Below are 14,801 nucleotides of genomic sequence, written 5' to 3' on the forward strand. Positions count from 1 at the left end.
AAATATAAAGATAGTTATGAAATGAATTCACAACTATCTTTATAATTCGTTTTTTGTCTCAATTATTTTTGAAGTTCTAAACTTGCAACCTCCGGGAAATCGATTTGAGTATTTGCAGTATTGTTAAAATAGTTCGTTAAAACATTCAAAGCTACGTGCGCTACAGTTTCTGCAATTTCCGCTTCTGAAGCTCCGGCATTTTTAATAGCCTGAACATCTTCGTTGCTTACCAAGCCATTTTTGCGAACTAATGTTTTAGCAAATTGTAGAATTGCTTCTGTTTTTGCGTCAGCAGAATTTCCTGTTCTCGCATCGTGCAAAACCTGTGCGTCTGCTTTTAATAATTTTCCGCCAATAAAAGTGTGGGCAGCTACGCAATAGTCACATGAATTGCTTTCAGAAACTGTCAAGGCTAATAATTCGCCGGTTTTTGCACTTAATTTTCCGTGGCTCAAAGCACCGCTTAGGTTTAAATATCCTTCAAGAACCGCCGGAGAATTTCCCATTGTTCTCATCATGTTAGGTACAACGCCTAATTTGGCCTGTACAGCGTTGAATAAATCTTTAGTTTTTCCTGTTGCTTCTTCTGGGTTTAATGCTGTTAATCGTGTCATTGTATTTAATTTTTTATGTTAATTATTAGTTGTTGTCTTTTGACATTACAAAGGTGCGACGATTGCAGGATCTGGAACATGGAGGATTTACGCTATGTGATGGACAATTTTCCCTGAGGTTGTTTTTTTTTGAATAGAAGACTATCCCGATTGTAATTTATCCCGTAAGGATTACATGTTGGTAGAGATTATCAAGTATTATAGCTATTTGTCCCGTTAGGGACTACATATTATTGCGTACTGGTGTAGTCCCTAACGGGACAAATGAAAAAAATGAATATTTTTTTTCTACCAACATGTAATCCCTACGGGATAAAAAAATCCCCGATTACAAGGTGTAACCGGGGATTTTTAGTTTTTACTTTTCAGTCTCAGTCTTCAGTACGATTGTAAACTGAAAACTGAGACTGCGACTGAAAACTGAGTCTGAAAACTATTTCAAAACGCCTTCAACCGCCTGAACAGTTGTAGCATGATAGCCTGATTTTGCTTTGTCGAAAATTTTGTTTGCCCAAACTTTTCCTTCCGGAGTTTTTGCCATTTCTTTATAAAGCATCATTACAGATCCGGTTCTGCTGCTTCCAATTAAAAATTGTTCAATTGCAGGATTGGCGGCTTTGTATTGGTGGCTGATTGCCTGAACAAACCATTGACGTTTAATGATGAAATTACCGCCATTGGTAAAGTTGAATTCTTTATCGATCGCTTCCATTTCTTTTGCTGTAATATCAGCCGGAAGATGGTCTATAAAATGCTGTTTTTCGGCTGTTGTAGTGATTTTTTTGCTTAAACCTGCAACGCCCGTTTCTCTCCAGCTTTTTTGGATTTTATCAATTGCATCAAAATCAGCAGAACTTACAGGAGTAATGTTTGACGGAATTCCGGGTTTGTAGATCCAGTCTTCTGCTTTTATTTTATCTGCAAGCGCTTTATCTCCTTTTATAAGATTCTCGTTGTAATATTTAAGGAAATCTTCTGTTGTGATGGATTTAAAAGCGTGTGCATCGAAATAATTTTTAATAAAAACGTCAAATTTTTCACGTCCAACAGCATTTTCGATTACTCTTAAAAAAGCATAACCTTTTACGTATGGAATCATGCTGATTCCGTCGTCAGGATTTCTTCCTGTCAGACTCACTTTTAATCTTGTATCAGGGCTTGTGTCTCCGTATTCGGCTACATTATCAACTAATTCTTTACGTGTAATAACGTTTTGCATTTCAAATTCTTTCTCTCCAAAAATAGCTTCGCCAATGCGGTGTTCTACATAAGTGGTAAAACCTTCGTTTAACCAAATATCATCCCAGGTTGCGTTTGTAACTAAATTTCCGCTCCAGCTGTGACCTAATTCGTGTGCCAATAAACTAGTTAAAGAACGATCTCCTGCAATTACTCCCGGAGTAAGGAAAGTTAAGTTTGGATTTTCCATTCCTCCGTAAGGAAAACTCGGAGGTAAAACCAAAACATCGTAACGTCCCCAACGGTAAGGTCCGTAAAGTTTTTCGGCAGCTACAACCATTTTTCCAAGTTCAGCAAATTCCCAAGCCGATTTTTTTAGCATAGATGGTTCTGCATAAACTCCGGTTCTGTTATCAATAGATTGAAATTCGATATCTCCAACCGCAATTGCCATTAAATAAGATGGAATTGCTTTGTCTTGTTTAAAAGTATAAACTCCGGTATCATTTTTCTTTTGAGGGTTTACAGCGCTCATTACAGCTAACAAATCTTTAGGAACGGTAACTTTTGCATTATACGTAAAACGAATCCCCGGAGAATCCTGACACGGAATCCAGGTACGAGACCAAACGCTTTCTCCCTGAGAAAATAAGAAAGGTTTCTTTTTGTCTGCAGTTTGTTCTGGTTTTAACCATTGTAATGCAACGGCATCTTTAGTGGTACTGTAGTAAATGTTTACTTTAGTAGTAGTAGGTTTGATGGTAATGTGAAGAGGTTTTCCGTGAAATTCCACGTCTTTTCCAAGTTCGAATTTAGTTTCTTTTTCATCATCACCTAAAGTTACTTTTGTAATGTTAAGCGTGTTTTCGTCAAAGATAATTTCGTTTCCTTTACTTATGTTGTCAATTAGCCAGGAAGCTTTTCCTGAAATAGTTTGCGTATCAAAGTCAACTTTTATATCCAGATCCAAATGTTTTACAACGGCAAGTTCTGGTTTAGAATAACTGTGTTCGTCTGTAACAGCAGCTGTTTTTTCGGTTTGTTCCTTTTTCTGACAGGCTATTACTGTCAGGAATAAAGTGGCAAGGATTAGTTTTTTCATTTTATGAAGAATTGAATTAGTGGAGGAAAATTAAACAAAAAATCCCGTTTTGAATAAACAAAACGGGATTTTATTATAAATAACCTTAAGCTTCGCTCAAAATGATCTTTTGACTTCGCTCAGGATAAACATCAAATTATGCTAACATTGTAACCGGGCTTTCGATGTATTGTTTTAATGTTTGTAAGAATTGAGCGCCAGTTGCACCGTCAATTGTTCTGTGGTCGCACGCTAATGATAACATCATTGTGTTTCCTACTACAATCTGACCGTTTTTAACTACTGGTTTCTCAACAATTGCACCTACAGAAAGGATAGCAGAGTTTGGTTGGTTGATGATTGAATTGAATTCAGTAATACCAAACATTCCAAGGTTAGATACTGTAAAAGTACTTCCTTCCATTTCTTGTGGTCCGAGTTTTTTGTTTTTAGCTCTTCCGGCAAGATCTCTTACTGAAGCACCAATTTGAGATAAACTCATAGCATCTGTAAATTTCAATACAGGAACTACTAATCCGTCTTCAACAGCTACGGCAACACCAATGTTAACGTGGTGGTTGATGATGATAGCATCTTCTTTCCATTGAGAGTTAATTTTTGGATGTTTTTTTAATGCTAAAGCACAAGCTTTAATTACCATATCGTTAAAAGATACTTTTGTATCCGGAACAGTATTGATTGTCGCTCTTGAAGCCATAGCTTCGTCCATGCTTACTTCGATCACTAAATTGTAGTGAGGTGCAGTAAACAATGATTCAGCCAAACGTTTAGCAATAATTTTACGCATTTGAGAGTTTTTGATCTCTTCGGTGAAAACTTCTCCGGCAGGAACAAATACTTTTGGCGCAGCAGGAGCAGCAGTTTCAGCTTTTGGTGCAGCAGCAGTTGCTGTTGCAGCTGGTTGCGCTTGTGCAGATGGAGTAAAGTTTTCGATATCGCTTTTTACGATACGTCCGTTTTCTCCAGAACCTTTAACCTGATTTAATTGGATTCCTTTGTCAGAAGCGATTTTCTTCGCTAATGGCGAAGCTAAAATTCTTCCGTTTGAAGTTTCAGCAACAGCTTCTGTAACTTTTTCAGCAGCAGGAGCAGCTTTTTCTTCAGTTGCAGGAGCACTTGCAGTTGTAGTTCCTCCGGCAGTATAATTGTCAGCAATTCCAGAAATATCAGTTCCGGCAGGTCCGATAATAGCTAATAAACTATCAACAGGAGCCGTGTTTCCTTCTTGAATTCCGATGTATAATAATGTTCCTTCGTTGAAAGACTCAAACTCCATAGTAGCTTTGTCAGTTTCAATTTCAGCAAGAATATCACCTTCGGCAACAGCATCACCTACTTTTTTCAACCATGTTGCTACAGTTCCTTCTGTCATTGTATCACTCAAACGTGGCATAGTTACTACTACAACACCCTTTGGTAATTCAGTTGCAGCTTTTGCAGGAGCAGCAGTTTCTGTTTTTGCTTCAGCAGCAGGAGCAGCATCCGCTTTTGGAGCTTCTGCAGCAGGAGCGTCACCACCAGCTAAAAGAGCAGAAATATCTTCTCCTTCGTTACCAATGATCGCTAATAATGAATCAACTGGAGCAGTTTCTCCAGCCTGAATTCCGATATGTAAAAGAGTTCCTTCGTTGAAAGACTCAAATTCCATTGTTGCTTTATCTGTTTCAATTTCAGCAAGGATATCTCCTTCGCTTATTTTGTCGCCTACTTTTTTTAACCAAGTCGCTACCGTTCCTTCCGTCATAGTATCGCTCAAACGAGGCATTGTTACTTTTATGGCCATAATATATTATAGTTTATGAGGTGTGAATGGATAGTCTTCTTGTGCGTATACTACATCGTATAATTGTTCTAATTCAGGATATGGAGATTCTTCGGCGAATTTCACACATTCTTCAACCAGGTCTTTTACTCTTTGGTCAATTACTTCAATTTCTTCTTCTGTAGCATACTTTTGATCCATAATTACATCTAAAACCTGAGTAATAGGGTCAATTTTTTTGTATTCTTCAACCTCTTCTTTAGAACGGTATAATTGTGCATCAGACATAGAGTGTCCTCTGTAACGGTACGTTTTCATTTCAAGGAAAGTTGGTCCGTCACCACGACGAGCTCTGTCAATAGCTTCAGTCATTGCTTCAGCAACTTTTACAGGATTCATTCCGTCAACAGGTCCGCAAGGCATTTCGTATCCTAAACCAAGTTTCCAGATATCAGTGTGGTTTGCAGTTCTTTCAACAGAAGTTCCCATTGCATAACCGTTGTTTTCAACGATAAATACAACTGGCAATTTCCATAGCATAGCCATGTTGAAAGCTTCGTGAAGAGAACCTTGTCTTGCAGCACCATCACCAAAATAGGTCATAGTAACTCCGCCAGTTTCAAAATATTTATCAGCAAAAGCTAAACCAGCTCCTACCGGAATTTGTCCACCTACGATTCCGTGTCCTCCGTAAAAACGGTGTTCTTTAGAGAAAATGTGCATAGAACCTCCCATACCTTTAGAAGTTCCTGTTGCTTTTCCTAAAAGCTCAGCCATTACACGTCTGGGATCAACTCCCATACCAATTGGTTGTACGTGATTTCTGTAAGCAGTAATCATCTTGTCTTTAGTCAGGTCCATAGCGTGCAAAGCACCCGCTAGTACAGCTTCCTGACCATTATATAGGTGTAAAAAACCTCTAACTTTTTGTTGAATGTATAATGCTGCAAGTTTGTCTTCAAACTTTCTCCAAAGTAGCATGTCTTCGTACCACTTTAAATATACTTCTTTTGTAACTTCTTTCATCTGAATTCTTTCTTTTGCTAAAGTTTGTTTGTGTTATCAATTGTTGCCTATAACGCAAAATAGTTTCCTCCCACAAATTTGCGCCCGAAAGGTCGGGATGCAAAAATAAGACATTCCTATTAAGAAGTAAAATTTAAAAGGGACTTTTTGGCTTTTTTTTACAAGAACTTTTTATCAAACATAAAAGGAAGCAAATTTTTTAGGGATGCTGATTTATAAACCTGACCAATTTCGCCCATAAAATAGATTTCTATTGGGGTGTCTTGCCTGATTTCGTATTCGGCAATAGATTGGCGGCAAGAACCACACGGCGGAATTGGCGCTGTAGTCTGATTCGTATCTGAAGCTGCCGTAATAGCTATTTTTAGAATTTTGGCTTCAGGATAAACGCTTCCGGCATGAAAAATGGCAACTCTTTCGGCACATAATCCGGATGGATAAGCGGCATTTTCCTGATTTGATCCCAAAACTATTTTTCCGTTATCTAATAATAATGCAGCTCCAACTCTAAATTGAGAATAGGGTGCGTATGCTTTTTTACGAATTTCTACAGCCTCATTCATTAAATCCTGAATGTCTTGTGAAAGTTCTTGTAAAGTATCGAAAACTATAAATGATGATGTAATGCTAATTTCTTTCATTCTTTTTATGGGAAAAAAAATCCAAATCTCTAAAAAGTAGAAATTTGGATTGTTATTATTTTTATTGTTTTATTCGTTTAGTAAACTTCGTATTTGTCGCCAAAGTTAAAGGTTAAAGAAAAGCGAAGTGTATTTTCTAAAGGATTTTTGATTTTTGAGGCCGAAAATAAATAAGAGACATCAAGTTTTACTACATTATATTTGAAACCTGCTCCTAAAGAGAAAAACTGAACGCCTCCTTTTTGTGGGCTTTGGTGGTAATATCCTGCTCTCATCGAAAAAGCATCCTGATAAGTATATTCTCCTGCTACACTATAGGTAATTTCTTTTAATTCTTCGCTAAAACCACCCGGAGCATCTCCAAATGATTTAAAAATTCCGGAAACCCAACCGATGTCATTGTAGTTTTTGTAGTTCATGGCATTTGCCTGTTCCTGAGAAATTTCTCCCGGATCATTATAATCACCATCTCCGTTTAAATCTACCGGAGTTCCAGGTCCCGGAGGAGTAGGTACTAAAAGTTTGGTAAACTCTACGCTTAGTCCCACTTTATTGTAGTCGTCCAGAATGAAGTCAAATCCACCACCTACTCTTAAGTTGGCTGGTAAAAAGTTTGAACTCAAGTCATCGTTGTCGTAGCTTATTTTTTGTCCAAGGTTTTGCATATTGAAACCCGCTCTCCATCTTCCGTTAAAGTCAGAATAAGCAATTTCTTCAGATTGGTAAAAACCTGCAATGTCAACTGCAAAAGTGCTGGCTGCCGAAGCATCGACATCTTCTGAAGCAATTTTTAGATTTGAATTAATGAATCTTGCTGCAACTGCCATAGAGAAAGTTTCACTTAATTTCAAAGAATAAGATCCGTCTAAGGCAAATTCGTTTGGTGATACTATTCTGGCAGCTTCATTTGGATCTCCGGTTGTTCTTAACTCGATATCTCCAAAACCAAAATAGCGAAGACTTCCTGCGAAGGCACTTCTTTCATTAATTTTGTTGTAATACGTTACCTGACCTAGCGAAATGTCGTTAGCTAAATCTGTTAAGTAAGGAGTGTAACTAATAGAAAACCCTTGCTTATCTACTGAAAAAGCGTATTTCGCCGGATTCCATTGTTGAGAAAATGCATCTGCTGATGTGGCTACACCCTGATCAGCTAAACCTGCTGCTCTGGCATCTGCTGCAACTAATAAAAAAGGAACTCCCGTTGTAATAGGTCGGTTGTCCTGGGCCTGTGCTTTAAAAAGAATAAAAGAACAAATTAAAAGTAGTGATATTTTTTTCATTTAGGGACTTAATGTATTTATGATACAAATATATATAATATTATAAGATGACAAGCTTTTCGTATTTTTCTGCCTTTTTATTTGTCAAATTAGATCTGACCGTAAGTTTATAAATATAAACACCTTTTCCTATCCGGTCGCCAAAATCATCTTTTCCGTCCCAAGTTATTTCTCTCGATAAGAACCCTTCTGTGGTGATGACCTGGTTTTTTGTCCAGACTACTTTTCCTGTAATAGTCATTACCTGAACCTGCACATCCAGGGGTTCGTAAGGCCTGTTGTGTGAAAACCAAAACTGTGTATAAGTAGAAAAAGGATTAGGATAATTAAGAACGTGAGTAAGTGTTAGCGATTCATCTCCAACAACTATAAACTGTATTTCGCTTGTAACCGGATTGTTATATACATCCCAGGCCGTAAAACTTATAGTGTGCATGCCGGGGGCTAAATTTCTTAACGGGAAACGCAAATTTCCGTTAGTATAATCGTCTAATTTTGTTTGATAATAATCATTCAAGATATAGGGATTACTAACATCTCCGTCCAGAATTGCTACAATGTCATGCCCGATTCCGCTTGCTGTATTTATGCCATTTTCATCTTCCAGAAACGCCAGTAAAAAGGGCGATTCGTTTGTGGTGCCACCAGATACAAAAGTTTCATCGTTCATATATAACTTAACTTTCGGACTTATATTGTCCTGAGGTGCATTTTCATTTATTCCTCCTATTTTTATGGTGGTATTGTAGCCGGTTTGATTTTCTAAAGCCTGATTTTTTTTCGAATAAAAACTAATTCGGCCATAATCAACAGGAACACGAATATCTCGAGGTACAACAAAGCTAAATTCGAACTGTCCATTGGTTACGGATGCATTTCCTCTAAAGATTGTTTCTCCCAGTATTTTAAATGACATTGCAGGGCTATAACCATCATTATTTAGGGTAGTTGTGGTGATTAATTTGTCGAAAATTGCCGTTGCCAATTCGCCATTATAATTACTTAAAAGATTGTTATTTTCGTCGGTAATCTCGCCTGAAATTTTAATTTTTGCCAAAGATTTAAAATCCGGAATTGTTTGTGAAATCACAACATCGTTAACTTTTGTTAGATTAATTTTTGGTTTCGGAATTGCAAGCATCAGGGCAGGATCTCCAATATAAAAAATGACATTACTGGCAGAACTTGGATTTTCGTTTTTAGAAATTCGAAGCGCTTCGGCAATGCTGGTGTATTGATTGGATCCGTACGAAAGCAGGTTTTTGCTTAAACTGTCATTAAAATCCTCGGCATTAAATTGTCCTATGGCACGAATGGTTGTTAGCATAGAAATTGCACCGCCTTTCGGATTCCAAAAAGTGTATTCTCCGGCTGTAGGTCTCGTAGGATCATCAAATCTTGAAAACTCACAAGTTATGGTTATAAATAAAGGATACTTATATTGATTGTTTAGGTTTTGACCGTCTGATTTTTCCCAGATACGTTCGCTTGCCAGACCATCTTCGCCGCCATGACCCAAATAATTAAAGATTAAAGCGCCTTTTTCGAAAGCATTAAATAAATCGGTTCTTGCTTTAGGATATCGTGATCCTCCGGCAGAAGCTTCCTGTGTGTAAGAATCCAGAATGATTTTGTCTACATTTAAAAAAGGTTTTTGAATACCTATATTATCCGCTAGATTGTTTTGATGAAATTGTAATGTTGCATCTGAGGTCTGGTCAGAATCATCACTTACCATAACAATGTTATTGCGCCAGTTTCCATAGGATTTTGTGTCGTGGTATTCCAGCACTTTATTGACCATTTCGCCTGCCTGTGCATTGTCTGAAACCAACATTCGGCCAACTGCAATGTCAATTCCGCCAAAAGGCGAAACGACCACTCCTTCATTATTGTCCATTAAACCATAAAAGTCATCAGATGCAAATGAGGCTTCTCCGGTCGAGTTGCTAATTACGGATTGATATATAGGTACAATATTATTGTTGTTTGGGATTCTGTCTTTATAATCAAAAGAAGCATCTCCAAATAAATTGAGATATTTTATTTTTTTGTCTGGTGATGATGCGTTGTCGTAAATGTATTTGATGCAATTTCGTATAGCGGCAATATCTTGTTTTCCGGAAGAAAATTCCTGATAGATATTTTCTAATGCAATTACTTTCACATTTAAATTAGAATGTGTTCTATGAAAATTAGCTAGTTTTTCGGCTTGAGAAACTAAAAATTTAGGTGTAACGATGGCATAGTCGATATCCTGAAAACTGTTTTGGTTATTCTTGAAAAGTGTTCCTTTCAAATTTTGATTGGCAATTTTTGATTGGTTTTCTTTTAAAGGAGTAAAAAAATCAGCGGCATCAATTGCGATGTATTTTCGAACTTCTCCCAAAGAAGCTTTAAAGCTAAAAGTTGCCAGATTGCTGTTTTCTAATTTTGATATATTATATAGGTCTGTAATATCCCAAATTTGAGAAATTCCCGAGGCATTACCAATAGTATAATTTACGATTCCGGCGGTTGAACCGGCTAAGTCGTATTGAAATTTAAATTGTTTGCCTGTACCTAATAATTTTCTTTTAGCTATTAAATTGATGTAGTCCAGATATCCTTTTGATCCCGGAACACCGTTATTATTATAGGTAAGTTTTATTTTTATGTTTTCGGCACCTGTAAACGTGCTGTTTGAGGGCAGCTTTTGCGTGTAGAATTTTAGTTCAGAATTAGAAACTAATGCCTGAAAATTGATAGTACCAATATTTTGACCATTGGCAGCAACAACAAATGACGTAGGGGTAAAGGCGGCAGAAGCTGTATTAACTTCTATTTTTACGGGAACTGAAGTTTCGATGTTCGGAAAGTTGAATTGAAATTCCTGTTCCTGATTAATGTCGAATGATTCCCCAAACCATTGACGGCCTAAATGAGCAATGTTGGTTTTGTCGATTTCGTGAAATTGATAGTCGTCAAAAGTGCTTAATTCTAAGGTGCTGTTTCCGGTTGGCTGATTGAAATTTGAAATACGTTTTCCTTCGTTTCCAGTGACAGTAACATAATAATAAGATCTTGTGGTGTATAAGTTAAGATTGGTTTGACTTTCAGTGCTCCAATTTTCGATTCCTTCGCCGTAAAAAAGAATATAATCTTCGTTATTAAAGATTCCGTCGTTTTCTCCAATAATCTGTATGGCATTTTCTGCTAAATCCTCAGGATAATATGTACTGTTAGCCAGAGGAAGCATTTTTCCGCCGTTTCCATAGATCTTAATTCTTCTTGGATCTACTTTTGAAGGGTCGAACCCAAGGCTTTGCAAAAATGACTTCGAAATTTTATAAACACCCGATTTTTCAATATAAAAACGATACCAGTCACCGGAAGCTAAAACTGAATTGTAAACGGAATTTGATTTTTGGAAAGTAGAAGAATTGCTGCTTTTTGACGCAGAGCTGCTTGTTGAATAAGAGAATGACCGGATTCGCTTATAGCTATTGCCTTCCTTTATTATAGGTGATAACGACAGGAAAGTTTGTTTCGTATCTCTGGAAATAGTTGTTTTTAACGTTTCATTTGGTTTTTCGGGTATGTTTTCAGGTGATAGGTCTCCCAAGTCAGTAACTGAAACCGATTCGTAAATTACGTTTGTAATTTGTACGGAATTATTGTTTGAAGAGCCCGATTCGCTTAGGTTTAGTAATAAGCTTATGTTTTTTTTAGTAGTATCGTATCGAAAACTGCTTCCTGAAAAGTATGGTATTTTGATTTTTGATTCGCCAAAACTCATCTCTTTTTTATTTTGCCAATCTATCGTAAAGCTCCCATTTACCTGAGAAAATGAGATGAACGGAATTAAAAAAAGGTATAAGTATAGGGCTTGTTTCATTGGTGTGTAAAACCGTTTTAAATTAAAAATATTTTAGTAAGTAAAAATATAGTATTTCATGTTATAGTAAATAATAAAAAGTATATTTTTGCGTTCGTAACTATAGGTTATTTTCTGGTAAAAAACAGCTAAATAAAATTATTAGAACAGATGTTGCTAATTAAATGTTAATTATTATATTGCAGCACCTAAATTTATCACCTAAGAATGAGTATGAAAGTAAACAAAATTGTAGTCTTGCAATTAATGATGTCAATGATATTGATGTTGGGCACGGCTAGTTGTAGCAAAAAATCGAGTTCCAGTCGTGCTTCCAGAGCAACTGGTTGGGATGTAGATAGTCAGAATGGAACGGCTGCTAGAAATGCAGGCAAAAAACAACAGGCTGGTCCTGGTTTAGTTTTTGTTGAGGGAGGTACATTTACAATGGGTAAAGTACAGGATGATGTTATGCACGATTGGAATAACACGCCAACCCAACAACACGTTCAGTCATTCTATATGGATGAAACCGAAGTTACGAATGGTATGTACTTAGAATACCTGGAGTGGTTAAAGAAAGTTTTCCCTCCAACAGAAGAAAACTACAAAAACATATACGAAGGAGCATCTCCGGATACTCTTGTATGGAGAAATCGTTTAGGATATAACGAAACGATGACTAATAACTACTTAAGACATCCATCTTATGCAAACTACCCTGTAGTTGGTGTTAACTGGATTCAGGCTGTTGAATTTGCTAAATGGAGAACTGACCGTGTAAATGAAGCAGTTTTAGAGAAAAACGGTTATCTTAAAAAAGGAGCTAAAACTCAGGATGTAAGCGCTGAAAGTATTTTTAATACAGAAGCTTATGTTGCATCTCCAAGTACTACTTACGGTGGTAATGAAGAACTTGTTTTAAAGAAAAATCCAAACGGAAGAAGACCAAAAGCTGGTAAAGACGGTGTAGTTCCGGAAGAAAAAAATGTTTACGCACAACGTTCTTCAGGTATTATCTTGCCAGAATACAGACTTCCTACAGAGGCAGAATGGGAATATGCTGCTGCTGCAGATGTTGGACAAAGAGAATACAATATATATAAAGGACAAAAGAAATATCCTTGGTCTGGAGATTATACACGTTCATCTAAACGTAAAAACAAAGGAGATCAATTGGCTAACTTTAAACAAGGAAACGGTGATTACGGTGGAATTGCAGGTTGGTCTGATGATGGTGCGGATATTACAAATGCTGTAAAAAGCTATGCGCCTAATGATTTTGGATTATACGATATGGCAGGAAACGTAGCTGAATGGGTTGCCGATGTTTACAGACCTATTATCGATAATGAAGCGAATGATTTTAACTACTTTAGAGGAAATCAATATGCTAAAAACAAAATTGGTAAAGACGGTAAAATCGAAATCATTACTAAAGATAATATTCAATACAAAACTTTAAGTAACGGTAAAAAAGTTGCAACAAACTTACCAGGAGAAATTGCTCAGGTTCCGGTTGACGAAAACGAAACTTACTTGAGACAAAACTTCACTACAAGTGATAACATCAACTATAGAGATGGTGATAAACAATCATCTAAATATTTTGACTTTGGAGATTCTGAGTCAGGAGCTAAAGCTGATCAGTCAATGTACAACTCTCCTAAACACAATGTAACAACAGACAGTTTAGGTCAGATGGTTAGAAAATATGATAGCTCTAGTAAACGTACTACATTAATCGATGATAATGTAAGAGTTTACAAAGGTGGTTCTTGGAGAGATAGAGCTTATTGGTTAGATCCTGCTCAAAGAAGATATTTCCCTCAGGATATGGCAACAGATTACATCGGATTTAGATGTGCTATGTCTAGAGTAGGTGCAAAAGCTGAAAAAAGAAAATCGCCTAGAAACTAAATTCTAGAAAATTCAATAAAAAAAATTCCAAATTCCAACTGATTTACTCAGCTTTTGGAATTTGGAATTTTTTTATTGCTTATTTTATAATATGTAAATATTTTTATAAATGAATATTCAGGACATTCATAACTTGTTTTTGCAATGTAAATCAGTTTCAATTGATACGAGAAAAATTGAAAAGGATTCTATGTTTTTTGCTATCAAAGGCGAAAATTTTGATGCGAATACCTTTGCTGCGACAGCATTGGAATTAGGTGCTTTATTTGTTATTGTTGATAATGCAGCTTATGTTATCGATGAGAGAACAATTCTTGTTGCAAACAGCTTAGAAACTTTGCAGGAACTGGCAAAGTTTCATCGTACTTATCTTAAATTACCTATTATTGCCTTAACGGGAAGTAATGGTAAAACGACGACCAAAGAACTTATAAATGTTGTTATTGCAAAGAAATACAAAACCAAAGCTACAGTAGGTAACTTAAACAATCATATTGGTGTTCCGTTAACTTTGTTGTCTTTTACTAAAGAAACAGAAATAGGTATTGTTGAAATGGGGGCAAATCATAAAAAGGAAATTGAATTTTTATGTGAAATTGCTCAGCCTGATTATGGTTATATTACCAATTTTGGTAAAGCTCATCTTGAAGGTTTTGGTGGAGTTCAGGGGGTTATTGAAGGTAAAAGTGAAATGTATCAATACCTGGCAAAAAATAGCAAATTAGTTTTTGTAAATCTTGAAGATCCTATTCAGATAGAAAGATCTGCAGGAATACAATCCTTTACTTTCGGAATAAATAATGATACTGCTGACTTAAAAATCAAAAATATCAAAGCCAATCCTTTTGTTGCTATAGAGTATGATAATTTTAGTGTAGAATCGCATTTAATTGGGCTTTATAATGCGAATAATATTAATGCGGCTATTGCGATAGGATATTACTTTAAAGTTACTGAGGCGGATATGAAACAAGCAATTGAAACCTATATTCCGGAGAATAACAGATCGCAATTGTTAAGAATTGATTCTAATCAAATTATTCTGGATGCCTATAATGCTAATCCTAGTAGTATGGCTGTTGCGATAACTAACTTTTTGCAATTAGAAAATCAAAACAAAGTGATGATTTTGGGTGATATGTTTGAGCTGGGTGATGAAAGTCCGCAAGAGCACAAACTAATTGTAGATTCTTTATTAAATCAGAATGAGTCCGAGTGTTATTTGATCGGTAAATCATTTTATGAAAATAAGGTTGTTAAAGATAATATTCAGTTTTTTGAAACCTTTGATGCTTTTGTCGAATATCTTAAAACAAGACATTTTAGCGAAAATACAATCCTTGTAAAAGGATCCAGAGGAATGGCGTTAGAGCGCACTCTGGAATATATTAAATAAAACAAAAGCCATCCTGATCAGG

General features: G+C 36.2%; 9 protein-coding genes. 2 read left to right on the forward strand and 7 right to left on the reverse strand.

What is annotated here, in order from left to right:
- Positions 1-62: 62 nt before the first annotated feature.
- The 7 genes from L0669_RS08010 to porU form a co-directional block, all read right to left on the reverse strand.
- The gene (locus tag L0669_RS08010; RefSeq protein WP_263762611.1) at positions 63-614 is read right to left on the reverse strand and encodes a carboxymuconolactone decarboxylase family protein; all 552 of its coding nucleotides are present in this window, start codon (positions 612-614) and stop codon (positions 63-65) included.
- A gap of 433 nt (positions 615-1,047) precedes the next feature.
- Positions 1,048-2,895 carry a hydrolase/aminopeptidase gene (locus tag L0669_RS08015; RefSeq protein ID WP_263762613.1) on the reverse strand — a complete coding sequence of 616 codons (1,848 nt, stop codon included), beginning with the start codon at positions 2,893-2,895 and terminating at the stop codon, positions 1,048-1,050.
- A gap of 136 nt (positions 2,896-3,031) precedes the next feature.
- Positions 3,032-4,678 carry a pyruvate dehydrogenase complex dihydrolipoamide acetyltransferase gene (locus L0669_RS08020; protein WP_263762615.1) on the reverse strand — a complete coding sequence of 549 codons (1,647 nt, stop codon included), beginning with the start codon at positions 4,676-4,678 and terminating at the stop codon, positions 3,032-3,034.
- Between the two features lie 6 nt (positions 4,679-4,684).
- Positions 4,685-5,683, reverse strand: coding sequence for a pyruvate dehydrogenase (acetyl-transferring) E1 component subunit alpha (pdhA, locus tag L0669_RS08025; RefSeq protein ID WP_173969782.1), 999 nt, complete (start codon positions 5,681-5,683; stop codon positions 4,685-4,687).
- 158 nt (positions 5,684-5,841) lie between these two features.
- Positions 5,842-6,324, reverse strand: coding sequence for a cytidine deaminase (gene cdd, locus L0669_RS08030; RefSeq protein WP_263762617.1), 483 nt, complete (start codon positions 6,322-6,324; stop codon positions 5,842-5,844).
- Positions 6,325-6,401: 77 nt separating this feature from the next.
- The gene (porV, locus tag L0669_RS08035; protein ID WP_173969784.1) at positions 6,402-7,607 is read right to left on the reverse strand and encodes a type IX secretion system outer membrane channel protein PorV; all 1,206 of its coding nucleotides are present in this window, start codon (positions 7,605-7,607) and stop codon (positions 6,402-6,404) included.
- A 40-nt stretch (positions 7,608-7,647) separates the two neighbouring features.
- Entirely contained in the window at positions 7,648-11,484 is a 3,837-nt protein-coding gene (gene porU, locus L0669_RS08040) for a type IX secretion system sortase PorU (protein ID WP_263762621.1), read from the reverse strand.
- 213 nt (positions 11,485-11,697) lie between these two features.
- Between porU and gldJ the strand changes: the two genes are divergently transcribed.
- Together gldJ and L0669_RS08050 are read left to right on the forward strand one after the other, a co-directional pair.
- Entirely contained in the window at positions 11,698-13,383 is a 1,686-nt protein-coding gene (gene gldJ, locus L0669_RS08045; protein WP_173969799.1) for a gliding motility lipoprotein GldJ, read from the forward strand.
- A gap of 109 nt (positions 13,384-13,492) precedes the next feature.
- Entirely contained in the window at positions 13,493-14,779 is a 1,287-nt protein-coding gene (locus tag L0669_RS08050) for a UDP-N-acetylmuramoyl-tripeptide--D-alanyl-D-alanine ligase (protein ID WP_263762624.1), read from the forward strand.
- Positions 14,780-14,801 lie beyond the last annotated feature (22 nt).

It is taken from the genome of Flavobacterium bizetiae (assembly GCF_024271895.1).
Lineage (GTDB): Bacteria > Bacteroidota > Bacteroidia > Flavobacteriales > Flavobacteriaceae > Flavobacterium > Flavobacterium bizetiae.